General features: G+C 47.0%; 15 protein-coding genes. 9 read left to right on the top strand and 6 right to left on the bottom strand.

What is annotated here, in order from left to right; all coding sequences use genetic code 11:
• Positions 1–139 precede the first annotated feature (139 nt).
• Positions 140–4132 (top strand): PAS domain S-box protein, encoded by a 3993-nt coding sequence (locus PMG25_RS20485; RefSeq protein WP_283768753.1) that lies wholly within the window; start codon positions 140–142, stop codon positions 4130–4132.
• Between the two features lie 2 nt (positions 4133–4134).
• On the top strand, positions 4135–5598 hold the full coding sequence (locus tag PMG25_RS20480; RefSeq protein WP_283768752.1) for a diguanylate cyclase domain-containing protein: 1464 nt from the start codon (positions 4135–4137) through the stop codon (positions 5596–5598).
• A 44-nt stretch (positions 5599–5642) separates the two neighbouring features.
• Here PMG25_RS20480 and PMG25_RS20475 read toward each other — a convergent pair whose 3' ends face one another.
• Both PMG25_RS20475 and PMG25_RS20470 read right to left on the bottom strand, forming a co-directional pair.
• A complete protein-coding gene (locus PMG25_RS20475; protein WP_283768751.1) occupies positions 5643–6131 on the bottom strand; it encodes a tellurite resistance TerB family protein in 489 nt (162 codons plus the stop codon).
• Between the two features lie 81 nt (positions 6132–6212).
• The gene (locus tag PMG25_RS20470; RefSeq protein ID WP_283768750.1) at positions 6213–7346 is read right to left on the bottom strand and encodes an iron-containing alcohol dehydrogenase family protein; all 1134 of its coding nucleotides are present in this window, start codon (positions 7344–7346) and stop codon (positions 6213–6215) included.
• A gap of 146 nt (positions 7347–7492) precedes the next feature.
• On the opposite strand from PMG25_RS20470, the gene PMG25_RS20465 reads away from it, so the two are divergent.
• Positions 7493–8887 (top strand): TldD/PmbA family protein, encoded by a 1395-nt coding sequence (locus tag PMG25_RS20465; RefSeq protein WP_283768749.1) that lies wholly within the window; start codon positions 7493–7495, stop codon positions 8885–8887.
• Positions 8888–9151: 264 nt separating this feature from the next.
• Here PMG25_RS20465 and PMG25_RS20460 read toward each other — a convergent pair whose 3' ends face one another.
• The 3 genes from PMG25_RS20460 to ilvN all read right to left on the bottom strand — a co-directional run bounded on the left by PMG25_RS20460 (position 9152) and on the right by ilvN (position 10532).
• A complete protein-coding gene (locus tag PMG25_RS20460) occupies positions 9152–9499 on the bottom strand; it encodes a carbon dioxide-concentrating mechanism protein CcmK (RefSeq protein ID WP_283762684.1) in 348 nt (115 codons plus the stop codon).
• A 124-nt stretch (positions 9500–9623) separates the two neighbouring features.
• Positions 9624–9929, bottom strand: a complete 306-nt coding sequence (locus PMG25_RS20455) for a BMC domain-containing protein (RefSeq protein ID WP_283768748.1) — start codon at positions 9927–9929, stop codon at positions 9624–9626.
• A gap of 81 nt (positions 9930–10010) precedes the next feature.
• Positions 10011–10532, bottom strand: coding sequence for an acetolactate synthase small subunit (ilvN, locus tag PMG25_RS20450; protein WP_283762686.1), 522 nt, complete (start codon positions 10530–10532; stop codon positions 10011–10013).
• Positions 10533–11042: 510 nt separating this feature from the next.
• On the opposite strand from ilvN, the gene infC reads away from it, so the two are divergent.
• From infC to PMG25_RS20435, 3 genes are all read left to right on the top strand, one after another.
• The gene (gene infC, locus PMG25_RS20445) at positions 11043–11576 is read left to right on the top strand and encodes a translation initiation factor IF-3 (RefSeq protein WP_283768747.1); all 534 of its coding nucleotides are present in this window, start codon (positions 11043–11045) and stop codon (positions 11574–11576) included.
• Positions 11577–11648: 72 nt separating this feature from the next.
• Complete coding sequence (locus PMG25_RS20440; protein WP_283768746.1) at positions 11649–14666, top strand: HEAT repeat domain-containing protein; 3018 nt, start codon at positions 11649–11651, stop codon at positions 14664–14666.
• Positions 14667–14684: 18 nt separating this feature from the next.
• Positions 14685–15152: a Crp/Fnr family transcriptional regulator gene (locus PMG25_RS20435; RefSeq protein ID WP_283768745.1), complete on the top strand. Its 468-nt coding sequence runs from the start codon at positions 14685–14687 to the stop codon at positions 15150–15152.
• 66 nt (positions 15153–15218) lie between these two features.
• On the opposite strand, the gene PMG25_RS20430 is transcribed toward PMG25_RS20435, so the two are convergent.
• A complete protein-coding gene (locus PMG25_RS20430) occupies positions 15219–15359 on the bottom strand; it encodes a hypothetical protein (protein ID WP_283768744.1) in 141 nt (46 codons plus the stop codon).
• Between the two features lie 148 nt (positions 15360–15507).
• Here PMG25_RS20430 and PMG25_RS20425 point away from each other — a divergent pair, with 148 nt between their 5' ends.
• The 3 genes from PMG25_RS20425 to PMG25_RS20415 all read left to right on the top strand — a co-directional run bounded on the left by PMG25_RS20425 (position 15508) and on the right by PMG25_RS20415 (position 18228).
• Positions 15508–16479: an SGNH/GDSL hydrolase family protein gene (locus PMG25_RS20425; RefSeq protein WP_283768743.1), complete on the top strand. Its 972-nt coding sequence runs from the start codon at positions 15508–15510 to the stop codon at positions 16477–16479.
• A gap of 72 nt (positions 16480–16551) precedes the next feature.
• Positions 16552–17490, top strand: a complete 939-nt coding sequence (gene cysK, locus PMG25_RS20420) for a cysteine synthase A (protein ID WP_283768742.1) — start codon at positions 16552–16554, stop codon at positions 17488–17490.
• A gap of 57 nt (positions 17491–17547) precedes the next feature.
• The gene (locus PMG25_RS20415) at positions 17548–18228 is read left to right on the top strand and encodes a J domain-containing protein (protein ID WP_283768741.1); all 681 of its coding nucleotides are present in this window, start codon (positions 17548–17550) and stop codon (positions 18226–18228) included.
• Positions 18229–18243 lie beyond the last annotated feature (15 nt).

The raw sequence follows: 18243 nt of genomic DNA, 5'->3' as shown, positions 1-18243 counted from the left end.
ATATTTAAAATTAAAACTATCGTGGCTTGTTGGGCTTCTCCTCTCCCTCGGAGTATTCAGTGTTTGGTCATATTTAGACACTCAAGATCGGAAATTAGTTAAAGACGCTGTAATAGCAGAGTCAAAAAATTTACAAGCTTTGGTTGAGTCCAAAATTGAAGCACAGATCCTCTCCTTAGAGCGTATGGGAGAGCGTTGGCAAGTAGCCCAAGGAACCCCTGAAGCAGTTTGGATAAGAGATAGTCTCAATCATCTTAAAGATTTTGCCGGATTAAATACTTTAGCCTGGGTAGATTCAAATTATCAAATTCGTTGGCGAGTAGGCAATCCAGATGGTCTAGACCATGAAGACCTCAAACTCAGTCAACTGACCGATTATAAAGTCGCTCTCGATCGGTCATACTCTCGAAGTGAAATAACCCTAAGTAAACCCTTTTTACTTCCCGAAAATAAACATGGAATTTTAATTGTTTATCCTCTATTTTTAGACGATCCAACTACACCCAATAACCGTCAACTGAACGGCTATATCGTAGGAGTCTTAAACCTAGAAGTGTTTTTCGATAATCTTTTGGAAAACATACAGGATGAGCGTTACTATCTAGCGATCGCCTCTGGAGAGCAGATTATCTACAATAACCCGCACTCAAAATGGCTAAACTTAGAAGAGAACGATCCCAGCTCCCTGGTAGACTTAAAAGTAATTCGAGAGAGTGACTTCCATGGACAAACAATACATCTATTTTTGTATCCTAAACAGGGGTGGATTGAAAAACTACAATCCCCTTTTCCTTCTAGGTTCTTGGTTGGAGGACTGTCGATCAGTTGGAGTATTTCAATCGGGATTTATCTGTTTCAAATTCGACAAAAAAGATTAAAAAGAATTGAGCGAATTAATAGCCAACTCAACCAAGAAATACTGGAGCGAAAACAGGCAGAAGCGAAATTAGAAGAACGAGAGGCAATGCTCCGCAGCTTTTACGATCATTCTCCCATGATGATGGGGATTGTGGAATTGCTCGAAGATGATATTGTACATTTGTCTGATAATCAGGCGACCGCCCGTTTTTGGGGAACAACGCCAGAAGCCATGGCCAATCAGCGAGCCAGTGCTATGGGCACTTCCTGGGAATATCTTCAGAAATGGATTGGCCATTACCGAGAAGCCATGGAAACCCAAAAGGCAGTTGAATTTGAGTATGAACATCATGTAGAGAATGGCTCATATTTCTTTTTAGCGACCGTTAGTTTTATTGGGTTTGTCCATCGAGATCGTCCTCGATTTTCCTATCTCGTGCAAGATATTAGCGATCGCAAACTGGCCCAAATCGCTTTACAAAACAGTGAAAAGCGCTTTCGGGTACTGGTGTCCCACTCTCCAGTCGGTATTTTCCAAACCGATACCCAAGGTAAATGCCTCTATGTTAACCCTAAGTGGGCTGACATTACAGGACGCTATCAACCAGAGAGGTATTTAGGAGACGCTTGGCAGGAAGCCTTACATCCAGAAGATCGAGAGGCAATCTTTCAGGAATGGACGACATCGAGCCAGGAAGGTCGTGATTTTCATCTGGAATACCGGTTTCAGAAACCCGATGGTCAAGTGGTCTGGGTTTGGGGAAGTGCGATCGCCGTTCGTAGCGATAATGGAGAGATCGTCGGTTACTTCGGTACAGTCATGGACATTACCGAGCGCAAGAAAACCGAAACCACCAATCGCGCTTTAATGGAAGCCATTCCCGATCTGATCATTCGATTGAGCAGAACCGGTGAATTTCTCGATATCATGAACGCCAATCTTAACTCCTGGGAAGCAGAAGACCCATTTCCAGGAATGCATCTGATCAAACTTCTACCTCAACTGGTGACTCCACAGAGGCTTAAGTACATCCAAACCACCCTCGATACCCAAACCCTACACAGCTATGAATACGAAATTACTCTTAAAGGTCAGGTTTACTATGAAGAATGTCGCTTGATCCCCTTCGATTCCCACAGCGTTTTGGCCGTCATTCGAGATATTACTCACCGCAAAGAGCAACAAGCAGCTCTAGTTTATCAACTCAACAAAGCCCTACTGCTCCAAGAAATTACCACCGCCATTCGCCAAAGTCTAGAGATTGACACCATTTTTGAAGTGGCTGCTGAAAAAATTGGCCAAGCCTTCAAAGTCAACCGTTGCTTAATCCATCTCTACAACCCGGAATGGACGATTTCGATCCCTGTGGTGGCTCAATACCTTCAGGGGGACTATGAGTCTCTGCAAGGCTTTCTCGTCCCCATTGAAGGAAATGAACATATCACAGCCGTAGTCAGTCAGGAAGAGGCGATCGCCTCAGATAATGTCTATACTGACCCCTTACTGCTCAAATCACACGCCATTTGCGAACAAATTCAGCTCAAGTCCATGCTGGCTGTATCCACCTTTTATCAAGGGCAAGTGAATGGGGTGATTGGTTTACATCAATGCGATCAGTATCGTCATTGGACAGAAGAAGAGATTGAACTAATCGAAGCCTTAGCCGGACAACTCGGTATTGCGATCGCTCAAGCCTCCTTGTTGGAAAAAGAAGTCAACCAACGAGAAGAATTAAGCCAAAAAAATCGAGAACTAGAACAAGCAAAAGTCATGGCCGATAGTGCGAATCGAGCCAAAAGTGAATTTTTAGCCAATATGAGCCATGAAATTCGTACCCCCATGAATGCCATTTTAGGATTCACCGAACTCCTCAAACCTTTAATCAAAGAACCCTTAGCTCAAGAATACTTACAAGCGATTTCCACCAGTAGTAAAACCTTACTCTCCCTCATTAACGATATTCTCGATTTGTCCAAAATTGAAGCCGGTCGACTCGAACTCGATCCTGAACCCATTAACTTAAACAATGTTTTTAAGGATGTTTATCAAGTTTTTTTGCATAAAGCGGAAGCCCAAGGAATTCATTTAAGTCTCAATCTCGATCCCCAGTTACCCCATTCTGTCTTATTTGATGAAGTGCGGTTGCGACAAATCCTCCTGAATGTGGTCGGCAATGCCATTAAATTTACTCCTTCTGGACAAGTGGAAATCCGCTCGAAATGCTCAGTTAATTCCGATGAGCATGGACACAAGTGTAACACAATCGACCTAGAAATCCAAGTTCTCGATACCGGAATTGGAATTAGCGAACAGGATCGACAGCGTATTTTTAATGCGTTTACCCAAAGTGAAGGCCAAAGCAACCGTAAATTTGGCGGTACAGGGTTAGGCCTCACCATTACCCGCCGTTTGATTGATATGATGGGAGGAACGATTGAATTACACAGCCAATTGGGTCAGGGCAGTCTATTTACTTTTCGCTTTCCTAAAGTAGTGGTTAGCGAAGCTCCAGCCCTAGATACGGTTGTACAAAATGTTGATACTAACTTAAATCAGTTTCAAGCCTCTACCATTTTAGTGGTTGATGATATTACATCAAACCGAGAATTACTTCAGGGATATTTTAGGGAAACAGTTCATACTTTACAATTTGCTGAAGATGGAGAACAAGCCATTCAACTCACATTTAAGTATTTTCCCGATGTGATTTTGCTAGATTTGCGAATGCCCCGTATGGGTGGCCGCGAAGTCTTAGACTTTTTGAAAAACCATGAAGAAACTCAAGGGATTCCGATTGTTATTGTTACTGCGTCTTCCGACTTGCAAGAGGAACAACCCTTAAAACTCTTATGTGATGGCTTCCTGCGAAAACCCGTCAGTTTGAGCGCCTTAGTCACTGCCCTTAAGCCACTACTCCCTTCTGCGGTTGAGTCCCCCCTGAGACCGGAGCATTCAGAAGACAAAATCCCCCCCATCAATGAACAGTCAGAGATGGCTCAGGTGAGTACGGTTAACCGAGCTGAGTTGTTCGTGCAACTCGAACAGATTGAGCAAAAATATTGGCTGAGTTTATGTCAAACTCTAGAAATTGAAGAAGTTGAACAGTTTGTGGATAAGTTACAAGAGATTAGTCTAAACTATAATTATTTACCCTTGATGAATTACATTAAAAGTTTAGAGCAACAATTAGATGATTTTAACTGGGATAAAATACCCGAAACTGTACTCAACTTCAAAACCATTTTAGCCAGTATGAGTGAGGAGGAAAATTGATCTTGAATGCGGGTTTATTTTCAGAAAAACAACCCATAAAACTGGAAGATTCTTTAGTGTTGGTAGTCGATGATAACCCTAGTAATCTAAAGGTTTTGCGAGGATTGTTATCGACGGTGGGCTATAAACTGACCTTTGCTATGGGTGGGAGACAAGCCCTAGAACGAGTAATAACGGCAAAACCCGATTTGATTTTGCTGGATTTAATGATGCCAGATATGGATGGTTTTGAAGTCTGCGATCTGCTGAAAAAGAATCCAGAATTTAAGGATATTCCAATCATTTTTTTAACGGCGAGTCAAGAAATCGATCATCTCCTCCAGGCGTTTGAGAAAGGAGCGATTGATTATTTAACTAAACCCTTTCATCCTCCGGAACTGTTAGCACGGGTGAAAACCCATTTAGAGTTAAAGTTTTTAAGGGAGCAAAGTGAGCAGCAGGCAGAACAAGAGCTGATATTAGTTAAAATTATTCAGGGAATTCATGATTCTCTGAATTTAGAGGACATTTTAAGTACAACGGTGGCTAGTGTTCAACAGTTTCTGGGGGCAAGTCGGGTAATGATTGGTCGCTGCTTGTCTGAGGGCAAGTGTGAAGTGGTGTCTGTTGCTCATGCTGCCGAGACAAAAAAGCTATTGAAGGGGGATATTCTAGAGCTGAACGTATTGCCGGAGTCAACATCGGAAGATCAAAGGTTTGAGATCCATTATCCAGAAGGGTGCGATCGCTCGATGAGCCAAGTGATTGTCCCCATTTATCGACAACAGATCCTCTGGGGTGTTTTGATTGTCGATCGCCTCTCTAAACATGGGATACATGCAGAATATGGCCTTTTAGAGCGGATTGTCGAACAAATTGCGATCGCCATCCGACAAGTTCAATTGTATCATGCACTACAAAAAGCCAATCAGGAGTTAGAACGAGCCAATCAAGAATTAGACCGTTTAGCTCATATAGATGCCTTAACCCAAGTGGCGAATCGTCGTTATTTCGATCAACATTTGCAACAGGAATGGCTAAGACTACGGCGAGATCAGCAGCCTTTATCGATTATTATCTGTGATATTGATTATTTCAAGCAATACAATGATACCTATGGCCATTTAGTTGGCGATCGCTGTTTGACCCAAGTCGCCCAAGCCCTCTCTTCCGCCCTCAAGCGACCGGCGGATCTAATCGCCCGTTATGGGGGGGAAGAATTTGCCGCCATCTTACCCAATACCCCCATAGAAGGAGCCATTGCCGTGGCTGAACAGATGCAACAGGCGATCGCGACTCTCAAAATTCCCCATATCAGAACCGAGTTATCCGAACCTCTCCTCACCATTAGCTTAGGAATTGCCAGCATGATTCCCTCTCTGCACTCTACCCCCATCCAACTCCTAGACTTGGCAGATCGGGCTTTGTATGAAGCCAAACATAAGGGACGCAACCAATATAGTGCGTTGCGCGATTATAGATCATGAGCATGAGGCGACTCTATGCCCATAATTATCACAAGTCTAAGGATTTACGCCTTGAAAAACTTCGCCAATTCCTGAGTCAAAGTCTCTACCATACTCCGATCTTTGGCTATCTCTACGGCAGCTTCCTCGGCAATACTGGCCGCTTCTTCCGGAGGTAACTTCACCAATTGAACCAACTTTTTATACGCTTCTTCCTCTTCTGCATTAATCAATTCTTCATCGGGAGTGCGAGCGCTAGAGGCAATCACTTGATAGCCTAATTTCAAAGCAATTTTGCGATCTTCCACGGTCTCTAACTTGGGAATCAACTCCTCTAGGGGGATATTTTGCATCATATAATCCCGTAATTCTTGTTTGAGTCCCTCCTGTTCGGACGAGTTTCCGGAAGCAAACAACTGACTAAAGCGATCGAGCATCACATCTACTTCTTCCGTGGCTAACTCCCCATCAGACCACGCCATGGCTGTAACCACACGCAATACATTCATCTGACGGGGCGTAATCGGAGGAGGGGGTGGGGGTTGCACAGCCATAAGCTTCTCCTATGTTGGTGATAAGTTTTAATATTCCACACTACCATACTCAATTGCCCATTGCCTATGCCCCCTTCCTGTTTAATTAAGGGTAGAAACCATTGCTGCAACTAACTGATCGGGCGTTACAGTAAAGGGAAGATGATGAATATCAGAAGATTCAGCACAGGCGATCGCCGCCGTTTGTCGCAATTGAGCCAAAGTCACCTCCGCCAAACCCAAGTCTTCTAAGGTTTTCGGTAAGCCAATTTGATCGTAAAACTGAATCAACTGTTGGCGAGAAGAAAGGGCTAAATGATTATTTTGAATCATTTCCTCTAGGCGCAGTTGCACCAAAATCCCATAAGCCACTTTTTCCCCATGGAGGGTTTTATGGTCTGTGCCAATATGAGTTAAGCCATTATGGACTGCATGGGCAGCGACCGTCCGACATTGAGCGCCCCCTAATCCTCCGGTGACTCCTGCCATCAAGACACAAGCATCGACAATTTGTTGCCAGGTTTCGCTTCCGGGATGTTGCAGGGCTTCACCCGAATGTTGCAGGAGGATATCCCTTAAGACTCTTGCTTGTTGCACGGCAGCCACAATTAAAGTTTGTTCAGAATGACCGCTACTGACTGAGGCTTCATACCATTTGGCGATCGCATCCCCAATACCTGCCACTAACGTTCGTTTAGGGGCGCTCAGAATCAGATCGTAGTCCAGGATCAGCAGATCGGGACAGCGCTCTAGAGCCACATCATACAGAAATGCCCCCTGATTAGAATACACATTCGAGAGGGCTGTCCAAGCGGCACAAGTTGCCCCAGAAGTGGGTAGGGTGGCGATCGGCAAATGGCATTGATGGGCAATCAGTTTCGCCGTATCCAGGGATTTTCCCCCACCCACACCAATAATAAAATCCGCTTGATGATCGGCTACCGCTTGGCGTAGGGTTTCGAGGGACGTTTCGCTACAGTCCGGCAGATAGGAAGCCGTTTGCACGGTTAACCCTTGGTCTTGGAGAACGGAAAAGAGGCGCGGTTCAATCACCCTCAAAGAGCGATCGCCCCCAATCACCAAGGGACGCTGCCCCAAAGCAGCCAACTCGCTGCCACAGTCCTCTAAAATTTTTGCTCCCCGAACCACCCGTGCGGGCGCTACATTAATGGTTATCCGACTGGCTACTGGAGTGAGTGGGGCGGACTCAGCAGTTGATGGGGTTGATTGAATCATCTCGCGCAATGGGTCTAAAACCCCGTCCTTCCAGGACGGCTTTACGTTTTCATCATACCCTAACAACCCCTGAAATGCTATATAAGTAATAACTAATAAATAACCAGTAATAACTAATAACTCATGTGGAGATCTGTCGAATTGACATGAATACAGATATTAAAAACTTCCTCTCCGATTTAATCAAGCGGTATCGCTCTCAAGTCGATTTTCTCTCTATTCGTCTAGAAGAATCAGAATCGACCAATATCTTGTTGCGGGGAGATAAGGTAGAAACCCTCAGTGAAGGCATTTCCCTAGGGGGACAAGTGCGAGCCTGTTACAAAGGCGGTTGGGGCATGAGTAGCTTTAACCAACTGGGGATATTATCAAATCGGATTGAAGAAGCGATCGCCTCCGCGCAGTTAGTGGGACAAGAAGAAACCATCTTAGCCCCCATTCCCATCATCGAAGATAGCCGGATTTTGCCCCTAGGGGGAAGCCATCCCAGGGAAATTCCCTTAATCGAGAAAAAACAATTGTGCGATCGCTACGCAGAAATCCTGCACAGCACCGATCCCCAGGTGGCAACCACCTCCGTCCGCTATGGGGACTGCTGTCAACGGATCGTTCTGATCACCTCGGAAGGAACCTTAATTGAGCAATCTTGGGTCGATTTAGAGATGCGCTTTGCCGCCACTGCTCGCAAAGGTTCCACCGTACAAACCGGACGGGAAACCATCGGATCGCGCAATGGATACGAAGATTTAACCCAACTCGATGCCCCAGTGCGATCGGCCGCCCAGCGTGCAGTTAACGCCCTATCCCATCCTCCCATCAAAGGCAACACCTACACCGTCGTCATCGATCCCATTTTGACCGGCTTATTTGTCCATGAAGCCTTCGGCCACCTGTCCGAAGCCGATATGGCCTACGAAAACCCCGACATCTTGGAAGTCATGACCCTAGGGCGCAAATTTGGCCCCGACAACCTACAAATTCTCGATGGCGCAGGGCCCCAAGGTCACCGAGGCAGCTATTTCTATGATGATGAAGGAACCCCAGCAACGACCACCCAACTGATTCAAGATGGGGTATTAGTCGGCCGTCTCCACTCGCGGGAAACAGCCGGAAAATTGGGAGAGGAACCCACCGGAAACGCTCGCTGCCTCAACTATCATTATCCGCCCTTGGTACGAATGACCAATACCTGGATCGAGCGCGGAGAAACCCCCGTCAATGATTTGTTTAGCGGCATCAAAGAAGGGGTTTATGCCAAAAACTGGCTCGGAGGCATGACCAACGGAGAGATGTTTACCTTTAGTGCCGGGGAAGCCTGGATGATTCGTAACGGAGAACTGGCTGAACCGGTGCGAGATGTGACGCTTTCGGGTAATGTATTTAGCACCTTAGCCGATATTGAGGCGATCGGTAATGATTTTTACTGGGATGAGTCCGGCGGTTGTGGAAAAGGGGGACAAAACGGGTTAGCCGTTGGTTGTGGCGGCCCCTCCTTACGCATTCAGAATGTCGTGGTCGGTGGAGAAGCGGAGAATGAGTGATGATATAGCGCTTTCCGCTTCGCGGACATGAACGCGCTAGGGAATAGGGTTGTGGTACATGGCTTTGAGCCTTTAAAATTGTACACCATAACAGCGCAAAGTGCTGTATCAAGTCCGCTTGTTCATATAGCGCTTCGCGGACATACCATAATTAAAAACCTAGGGAGCAAGATGCTCCCACTCCAGCCCATAATCGTAGGGTGGGTTAGGCGGCTAAAACCTAGACTCTGACAGCAATCTCTCAATCCGCCGTAACCCACCCTTCTAAGTTAATGAAGGTCGTGGGGTATCTCCTTCCACTGCTTGGCGATAGAACTCTACATTATCGTTGTAATCAATGGGCAGGACAGCAACGACGTTTTCGTGGGGGCGGGGGATGATGACCCAGGATTCTAGGGTAGCTCCATAGGCCCTCTCTACGGCTTCTATGCCTGCATCCATGGCTGTTTTCACTTCCGAAACATCCCCCCGAATGTTGACAGTAAACCGAGCGCTCCCAACCCGAATATAGCCGACTAAGGTAATCCGCCCCGCTTTTACCATTGCGTCAGCAGCAGCTAAAATACCTGGGAACCCCTTTGTCTCAATTGCTCCAACAGCTTGCTGTCCCATAATTGTTGCTCCTAATGTTAATCAATAACTATTTCTATGCAAGACTTTATTGTAGGGGTTTAGGGGGTCACTTGAGTCAAGAAAATAGTCGATTGATTACCTTTGAGTCGAATATAGATGCTATCTAGCGGAAGGGTTCACTGACTTCTGTATAGTCAATGGGAAGCACGGCTTGCACATTGGGCGGGGGATTGGGGACAATGTAGTGCATCATCACTTTACCTCCATAGACTTTTTCAGCTTCCTGAATTCCTATCTCTACTGCGGGCACAACTTCGGATGTCCCCCCCCGAATGGCAACCACAAAGTTTCCGCTTTCAGCACGGTCAAAGTAGACGAGGGTGACTCGCGCTGCTTTAACCATGGCATCAGCAGCAGCGAGAACGGCAGGAAATCCTAGGGTTTGGATGACACCAACAGCTTCAGGCACGATTGTTCTCCTTTGGGGGGGGATGATGGGTGAGTTGATTTCACTATTTTAGGCCAGAAGTGCGATCGCGCTGCTTTAGGTTTAAGCTAATTTAGCTTCTAAGGATTTGAGCAACTCTGTATTCACCCCAGATTCACGGGGGAGGGCGATTTTACCGGTACGAGCAATTTCCCGAATCCCAAATTTTTGCAGCACTTGGACAATGGCCACCATTTTCCCTGGGTCACCGACGACTTCCAAGGTTAAGGAATCTTCGGCCACATCCACCACACGGGAGCGAAAAATATTTGCTAACTCAATAATTTCGGAGCGACTTTGAGTGGGGGCATTGACTTTGAGTAACATTAATTCCCGTTCTACACAGGGACTTTCCGTTAAGTCTTGCACCTTCAGGACATTAATTTGTTTGTAGAGCTGTTTGGTGATTTGTTCAATAATCTTGTCATCTCCGGGTACAACCATGGTAATCCGAGAGACTCCGAGCTGTTCGGCTGGGCCGACAGCGAGACTTTCAATGTTAAAGCCACGACGAGCAAACAAACCAGAAATACGGCTTAAGACTCCAGCTTCGTCTTCTACCAGTACAGAAAGGGTGTGTTTCATAGTTGCCTCATCCGCTTACGGGTGATAGAATCAGGTTTTGATTTTAGGGTTTAAGTTTTACACTATACATCATAGACCCAACTATGATAGGAGCTTTGATGGGGCGATCGCTCCCCTATAATCCTTTCTTAAGATTAACCGAACTCACCCCCTGGGGAAGCTTGAGGTTCAGGGAAATCTTGCCCCCAGCTTAGGGCGAAGGGAAGAGGACAATCACAGCTCAGACCCCTTCAAAAATCGCTCAAAGGCTCCCCTAGAGCAAAAAACAAGTGAAAAAATGTAGAACATCTCAAAACCTGTCAGTTACAATGGCAGAAACCTACGGATTTTGTCCCCATCCGAGATCCTAACGGACTCAGTGATTGAGGGCATCGATCTGATGGTTTAAGCAACCGTGTTGGAGGCTCTAAGGGTTTGAATCACTTGAATCAGACCTCTGCTTAGGTCTCCAGAATCGCCAGATTCCATACTTAACTGTTGTTCTATCCCTATTTACAATTCCAAACGCCTGTGGTTGACAAGAGAAAAAATCGCGATCTTCCCCAAATCAACGAACGGATTAAATATCCAGAAGTTCGAGTTATTGATGGTGATGGCACGCAACTCGGAATTATGTCTCCGAGAGACGGTCTGAAACTCGCTCAAGAACAAGAACAAGACTTAGTTCTGGTCAGCGATAAAGCTGATCCCCCCGTCTGCCGAATTCAGGATTACGGCAAATATAAGTTTGAGCAAGAAAAGAAAGCCCGCGAAGCCAAGAAAAAACAGCACACAGCCGATGTAAAAGAAGTAAAAATGCGTTATAAAATCGAGGAACATGATTATAATGTTCGTCTGAATAACGCTCGCAAATTTCTCAAGAAAGGTGATAAAGTTAAAGCAACGATTAGCTTTCGAGGACGAGAAATTCAGCATAGCAATTTGGCAGAAGAGTTGCTCAAACGCTTGGCAAAAGATCTAGAAGAAGAAGCTGAAGTGCAGCAAGAACCCAAACGGGAAGGGCGGAATATGATGATGCTCCTCTCCCCGAAAAAAGAGTTATAAGTCAAGCAGTGCCTAGGAACGAGAGAGACCTCTTGAACCTGGGCATTGTTGGGCAGCATAAAATACCAAGATATGGAACTCAATTATCAGGGACGGGGCGTAAACAAGTGGGGACAACGGTTCTTCCAATGGTTTAACCTTCGGCCAGACGAAAGTGAGCGTACAGTCTTAATGCTGGCGTTTTATACAGCAAGTTGCGTGGGACTCAGTTGGACAGAAGCGAGTACCGCTGACTTGTTCTTGCAGCGATTCGGCGCTGAATCCTTACCTTGGATTTATATTGCCAGTGCGGTGATGGGTTCGGGATTAGGGTTTTTGTACGACTGGTTGCAAACCCTGCTCCCTTTGCGTAAGGTAATTGTCCTGACAGCCATACTGATGGCAATTCCCTTATTTTTATTACGCTTAGGGTTAGATCTGATTGTGATCGCCCCCATCTTAATTTTTTTGCTGCGTCTGTGGTGTGAAGCGATCTTTATCCTCAATGAGTTAAACACCAGTATTTGCGCCAACCAACTGTTTAACATCCGGGAAATTAAACGGACATATCCGTTAATTTCTAGTGGGATTTTGATGGCCGATGTGGTCAGTGGTTTTTCCCTACCGGCGATCTTGACCTTCCTGCGAGTGGAAAATATCCTGATTTGTGCGAGTGTGTTGATGTTTGTGGGGGGTGCGATCGCCTTTTACCTGACCCAAAATTATCAACAATTTTTCCCAGACACCACCAACCGCGTCTCCTCAGAGGATGACTCAGGCTTTACCCAGCGCCGTTTGGGTCGTCCCGTATGGCGATATGTGATTCCCTTGATCCTGTTCTTTTTTGTGGCTCAAGGCTCTTTACAGTTTGTTGAGTTTCAGTTTTTTGACCAACTGGAAAAAAACCTGAATTCGGGGGAAGTTGCGAGTTTCCTCGGATTTTTTAATGGTGTGTTGGGAGTTTTTGAGCTAATTCTGCAATGGTTTGTCTCATCTCGGTTGATTGAGCGGTTGGGGGTGTTTGTGGCGGCATCCCTACTGCCGGGACTGATGGGAATTATTAGTTTGATTTCCTTGGGCCATGTGGCGGATTTATTTTGGTGTTTGATTACGCTGAAGTTTTTTGATGATTTGTTGCGCTATACGGTGGTCTTGGGGTTGGGGCCGGCCCTGTTCCAACCGCTTCCAGAGAGTATCCGGAATGGAATCCAGGCTTGGCGGGCGATCGCCGAACCGATCTCAACTGGGGTAACGGGTTTGCTGCTGTTGGGAACGATTTGGTTCTGTAGCCAAATCATGCCCCAGCTTGAATCTCGACAGTCGGATATCTTCCTATTCCAAACTATTCTCATTTCCCTGGGTTGGTTATTGGCGATTTTCTTCCTGCGCTCTGGCTATGTGCAACTGTTGGTATCGAGTGCCAAAAGTGGCCGGTTAGGGGTCTCGGATGTGGATTTGCGATCGCTACAACGGAATGTGGCCGACACCCTGAAACAACCAGGAGCAGAGGAAGATAAGCGCTCTTGTATTGAACTGCTCAACCGGTTTGACCCCCAAAATATTAACGAAGTCCTGGTTCCCCTACTGCCTTCCCTCTCTCCGGCCCTACAACGGCAAAGCTTAGAGGTACTGCTGGAACATCCCCACACCAAGGATGTGGAATCCATTCGCGCCCTGACCCAAACCTCCTTGCTGCCGGATGTGTTAGCCCTAGCCCTGCGCTACATTTGGCTCACGGAAGCCGAACCGGATATCCGTCAGTTACGCAGCTATCTCCAACCCTCGGTTGACCCGGTGGTAAGGTCAACGGCAGCGGCCTTAATGCTCAAGCGCGGCAATGCTAAAGCCAAAGCCGAAGCCACCAATACCCTACGGCGAATGGTGACTAGCGAGCAGGAACGGGAGCGGGTCATGGGATGTCGCGCTCTGGGAGAGGCGGTCTATATGCAAGCGCTGCGTCTCTATGTGCCCAATTTACTTCAGGATGATTCCCTACGGGTGCGCTGTGCCCTGCTAGAGGCGATCGCCGCCACCCGTCTCGAAGAATATTATCCTTCTTTATTGCGGGGGCTTTACTATCAATCAACCCGTGAAGCCTCCTGTCGGGCCCTGGTTCGCCTGGGCCATGAAGCGATACCTCTGCTCTTAGACTTGGCCCGGGATATTTATAAACCGGATCTGGTACGGATGTATGCTTGGATGACGATCGGTGAAATTAAAACCCCCGAAAGTCTGCATGTGTTAACCCAAAACCTGATGACTTCTTGGGGAAGCACCCGACGCAATATCCTGAAAATCTTGATTAAATTACCTGACGATCTGGGGATTGAAAAAGTACAAACTGTCTTGGGGCGATCGGGAATTGAATTATTGATTGACCAGGAACTGATGTTTATGGGTCAACTCTATGCTGCACGCTTAGATTTGGCTGAGGATCGGATTTCGGGTCGAGAGGCTCAATTATTATTGCGATCGCTTGTCGATCTGGAAACAGACTCCATTGAGCGCTGTTTTCTGTTGATGAAATTCTTGTATCCGATCCAGAGTGTACAAGCAGCCGCTTTTAACCTGCAATCGAATTCCATGAGTTCTCAAGCCAGAGGCTTAGAAATTTTAGACAATATTGTGGATATTCCCCATAAGAAAGCCTTGTTAACGGTACTCGATCAATATGCGATCGCCGAAAAACTGACGTATTTAGAGGATTTGGTCGTGTATCAACCCCTGAATCCGAGCGATCGCCTGCGCCATCTTCTCGACCTACGCCATTTTCTCTCGGATTGGCCCTTAGCCTGCTGTTTCCATGTGGCACAAGCCTTTCGCTGGAGTACCACCACCGAACATATTCTCGCTGGACTGCGCCATCCCAGGGGATTTGTACGGGAAGCCGTCTTGAATTATCTTAAAGTAGCAAGCCCTTCAACTTTGAGTCAATTATTGCCTATGCTCAAGCACGATCCCGATCGCCTGGTGGCTGCCCAAGTTCAAGCCTTAATCGAAGAGTTTGGACTCTCCCATACGGAATTGTCCTCACCTTCAATCTTGAGCGAAGATAGCTCGGATTTTCCCATCCCCCCATTCACCCATCCCCCCATTCCCCCATCCCCCTAACCCCGACCCGGAGAAGTTATGTTAAGTAGCGTTGACCGCTTGCTATTTGTGCGAGGTGTTCCCATCTTCAAAGAGTTACGGGATGATTTTTTGGTGCGTCTAGCCTCGATTATGGATGAATTATCGTTTCCGGCTGGGCAAACCATTTTTACCCAAGGACAGGAAGGACGCTCTCTGTATATTGTGGTTTCGGGACGGGTACGGGTGCATATTGGCGATCGGGATTTAGCCTACTTGGATAAGGGAACGACTTTTGGGGAAATGTCCTTGTTTGATGCCGAACCGCGATCCGCTTCCGTGACGGCGATCGAAACCTGTGATTGTTTAGTCTTAACTCAGCAACAACTCTATGATGCCATTGATGAAACCCCAGGTATTGCCGTCAATATTATTCGCTTGCTTTCCCGACGCATTCGCGAGCTAAACCAGAAAATTAACGCCCAAGAAAGTAAGATTCAAGAATTACAAGTTTCTAGCAAACATTAGCTAAACCCGCCTCTATGTCCTTAACAAGAACCATAATGGCGGGTTGAAAGGTGGTGCAGGGAATGCTTAACCCAAAGCGTAGGCGGATTGTAGACCCCACCAAATCAAGACGGCAATACCACCTAAAACGACAATAGACGAGATGGCGATCGCCACCGGGCTATCTGCTCCTTTAAATTTCATGATGCCGCGATTTAAGTCAGACATGGCGATTAGCCTCCATGAGAACAAGGTAAAAGGGTATAACAAACTGACTTTAGGCTTAGGGTAACGGTTTCTGGCTTGAGTGTCCATCATCCCATAGGGCGATCGATGTAGGATAGGAAAGGTCAAATCAGGCAGATACTCCGAATCCATGGGCCAGATTAAAATTCTATTACTGATTGGGGCGATCGCCCTAGGTCTTTGTACTTTCTTTGAACTTGCTCTGCGTTGGTTCTTTGGGTTTGGCAAACCCTTGATCTATCAAGCCGATCCAGAAATTGGCTATTTACTGGCTCCCTCCCAAACTACGCGCCGGTTTGGAAATCGGATTACTATTAATCGATATTCGATGCGGAGTGCTGACATGAGTGAGGAACCAGCACCGGACACACAACGGATCTTACTGCTTGGAGATTCTATCGCCAATGGGGGATGGTGGACGGATCAGGAGCAAATTCTCTCTAACTTGATCAGCCACAAACTGAAGGAAGAGACGGGCAAAGCGGTAGAAGTGCTGAATATTTCCGCTAATTCCTGGTGTCCCCGCAATGAAATCGCCTACTTACGCAAATATGGCACATTTGGGGCCGAGGTGATTATCCTGTTGATTAATACCGACGATCTCTTTGGCACTGCACCCACCTCCATTCCCGTAGGGCGCGATCGCTTTTATCCCAGTCATTATCCGCCCCTGGGTATCGTCGAAGCCTTTACTCGCTTGGTTTTGCCCTATGAGTCTCCCCCAGAAATGGCAGCAGTACGAGCCGAAAAAGGCGATCGGGTAGGCTTTAATTTACAAGCCATTCAGGACATTCACACCTACGCTCAAAAACACCACGCCCAAGTCCTCTTAGCCATGACTCCCCTGAAACGGGAACTCGGAGAACCCGGCCCCAGAGACTATGAATGGAAAGCCAGAAAGCGCCTCTTAGCCCTCACAGAAGAGCGAAAAATACCCTATATCGACTTTTTACCCATTTTTAACGCCCAAGAAAACCCAGAGACCCTTTATCGAGACCACATCCACCTCAGTCCCCTCGGTTACCAAGTGGTCAATGAAATCCTATGCAGCCAGACCGAAACCAGAAAACCCCCTGGACTCGAAGGGAGCGGGGAGTGTTAAGACTTGCCGGTTGTCCAAAGGCTCTGGGACAATGGGCAACAGTTCTCTAGCTAATCGTTTTACCCATTCAACATGAAAATCGCACAAGATATTACCCAGTTAGTCGGACATACTCCCTTAGTTCAACTCAACCGTATTCCTCAAGCAGAGGGCTGTGTGGCCAGAATTGTGGTTAAGCTCGAAAGTATGAACCCAGCTTCCTCAGTCAAAGACCGGATTGGGGTCAACATGATTGATATGGCGGAAAAAGAAGGGTCGATTTCTCCAGAAAAGACCGTATTGGTGGAACCGACTTCTGGGAATACAGGAATTGCCTTGGCGATGGTAGCGGCTGCGCGAGGCTATCGGTTAATTTTGTTAATGCCAGAAACCATGAGTGCAGAACGGCGAGCTATGTTAAAGGCTTATGGTGCTGAGTTGATTCTGACTCCGGGTTCAGAGGGGATGGGGGGATGTATTCGCCGAGCAATGGAACTGGCCGAAGAAATGCCCAATGCTTATATGTTGCAGCAGTTTCAAAATCCAGCCAATCCCCAGATTCACCGCAAAACCACGGCTGAGGAAATTTGGGCAGATACGGATGGCCAGGTGGATATGATTATTTCGGGTGTGGGTACTGGGGGGACAATTACTGGGGTGGCCGAGGTGCTGAAGAAGAGAAGCGAGAAAGTTAAGGCGATCGCCGTGGAACCGGTTACTTCTCCTGTATTATCGGGCGGCCAACCAGGGCCCCATAAAATTCAAGGGATTGGGGCTGGCTTTGTACCAGAGGTTTTGAAGGTAGATTTGATTGATGAAGTAGTGACCGTTTCTGATGAGGAGGCGATCGCCTATGGACGGCGTTTAGCCAAGGAAGAAGGCTTACTCTCTGGGATTTCCAGTGGTGCTGCGGTTTGCGCCGCCATCCAAGTCGGCAAGCGTCCAGAAAATGACGGTAAATTAATTGTGGTGATTCAACCGAGTTTTGGCGAGCGCTATCTGAGTACCCCCTTATTCCAAGATCCAGAATAAGGAGATAGGGGGAGAGGGGGAAAATGGCCGATGATCCATGACCCATGACCAAAAGACGTGAATTATTATCAAACCCTAGAAATTGAGCCAACGGCAACGGCGGAGGAAATTCGTCAAGCCTATCGCCGTTTGGTCAAACTTCATCATCCAGATCTCAATCAAGCCGTGGGCAATGCTGACCGGATGGTGGAGATTAATCTGGCCTATGAAACCCTTAGCGATCCCCATAGTCGCCGAGTATACGATCGCCAAAACTTTCCCTATACGCCCAGGGGCGATCGGCCGAAATCCCCCAAACCCCCCAGCCGTTCGCCGCAAAACCCTCTCGATCCCGATCGACATTGGCAACAATGGCTCGTGAGAGTCTATCATCCCGTCAACGGTTCCTTAATCGAAATTCTTAACTCCATCGAAGCAGAACTCGATGACCTGGCCGCCGATCCTTTTGACGATCGATTGCTAGAAAATTTTCAACTCTATTTAGACAATTGTCGCTCCTTATTAGATGAAGCCCAAGTGCGTTTTCGCTCCCTACCCAATCCCGGGCCCGTTGCCAGTATTGCCGCCCATCTCTACTATTGTCTTAATCAAGTCAGTGATGCTCTCGATGAATTCTCCTGGTTTCCCTACAACTATGACGAACATTATTTACATACCGGACTAGAACTCTTCCGCATTGCCCGTGGGTTGCGCCAAGAAGCCCAAGAGGCCCTGCAAGAGATTTATACTGACGCTTAATCCATCATTTTTCAA

Origin of the sequence: Roseofilum capinflatum BLCC-M114 (assembly GCF_030068505.1) — a bacterium.
Taxonomy (GTDB): Bacteria; Cyanobacteriota; Cyanobacteriia; order Cyanobacteriales; family Desertifilaceae; genus Roseofilum; species Roseofilum capinflatum.
Note: the sequence above shows the minus strand (reverse complement) of the source record. Positions and strands in the feature narration are given on the sequence as shown.

Coding starts and splice junctions, on each gene's coding strand:
- PMG25_RS20475 (WP_283768751.1), bottom strand. CDS start 6,131: ATGGCTGTGCAACCCCCACCCCCTCCTCCGATTACGCCCCGTCAGATG.
- PMG25_RS20470 (WP_283768750.1), bottom strand. CDS start 7,346: ATGATTCAATCAACCCCATCAACTGCTGAGTCCGCCCCACTCACTCCA.
- PMG25_RS20465 (WP_283768749.1), top strand. CDS start 7,493: ATGAATACAGATATTAAAAACTTCCTCTCCGATTTAATCAAGCGGTAT.
- PMG25_RS20460 (WP_283762684.1), bottom strand. CDS start 9,499: ATGGGACAGCAAGCTGTTGGAGCAATTGAGACAAAGGGGTTCCCAGGT.
- ilvN (WP_283762686.1), bottom strand. CDS start 10,532: ATGAAACACACCCTTTCTGTACTGGTAGAAGACGAAGCTGGAGTCTTA.
- PMG25_RS20440 (WP_283768746.1), top strand. CDS start 11,649: ATGGAACTCAATTATCAGGGACGGGGCGTAAACAAGTGGGGACAACGG.
- PMG25_RS20435 (WP_283768745.1), top strand. CDS start 14,685: ATGTTAAGTAGCGTTGACCGCTTGCTATTTGTGCGAGGTGTTCCCATC.
- PMG25_RS20430 (WP_283768744.1), bottom strand. CDS start 15,359: ATGTCTGACTTAAATCGCGGCATCATGAAATTTAAAGGAGCAGATAGC.
- PMG25_RS20425 (WP_283768743.1), top strand. CDS start 15,508: ATGGGCCAGATTAAAATTCTATTACTGATTGGGGCGATCGCCCTAGGT.
- cysK (WP_283768742.1), top strand. CDS start 16,552: ATGAAAATCGCACAAGATATTACCCAGTTAGTCGGACATACTCCCTTA.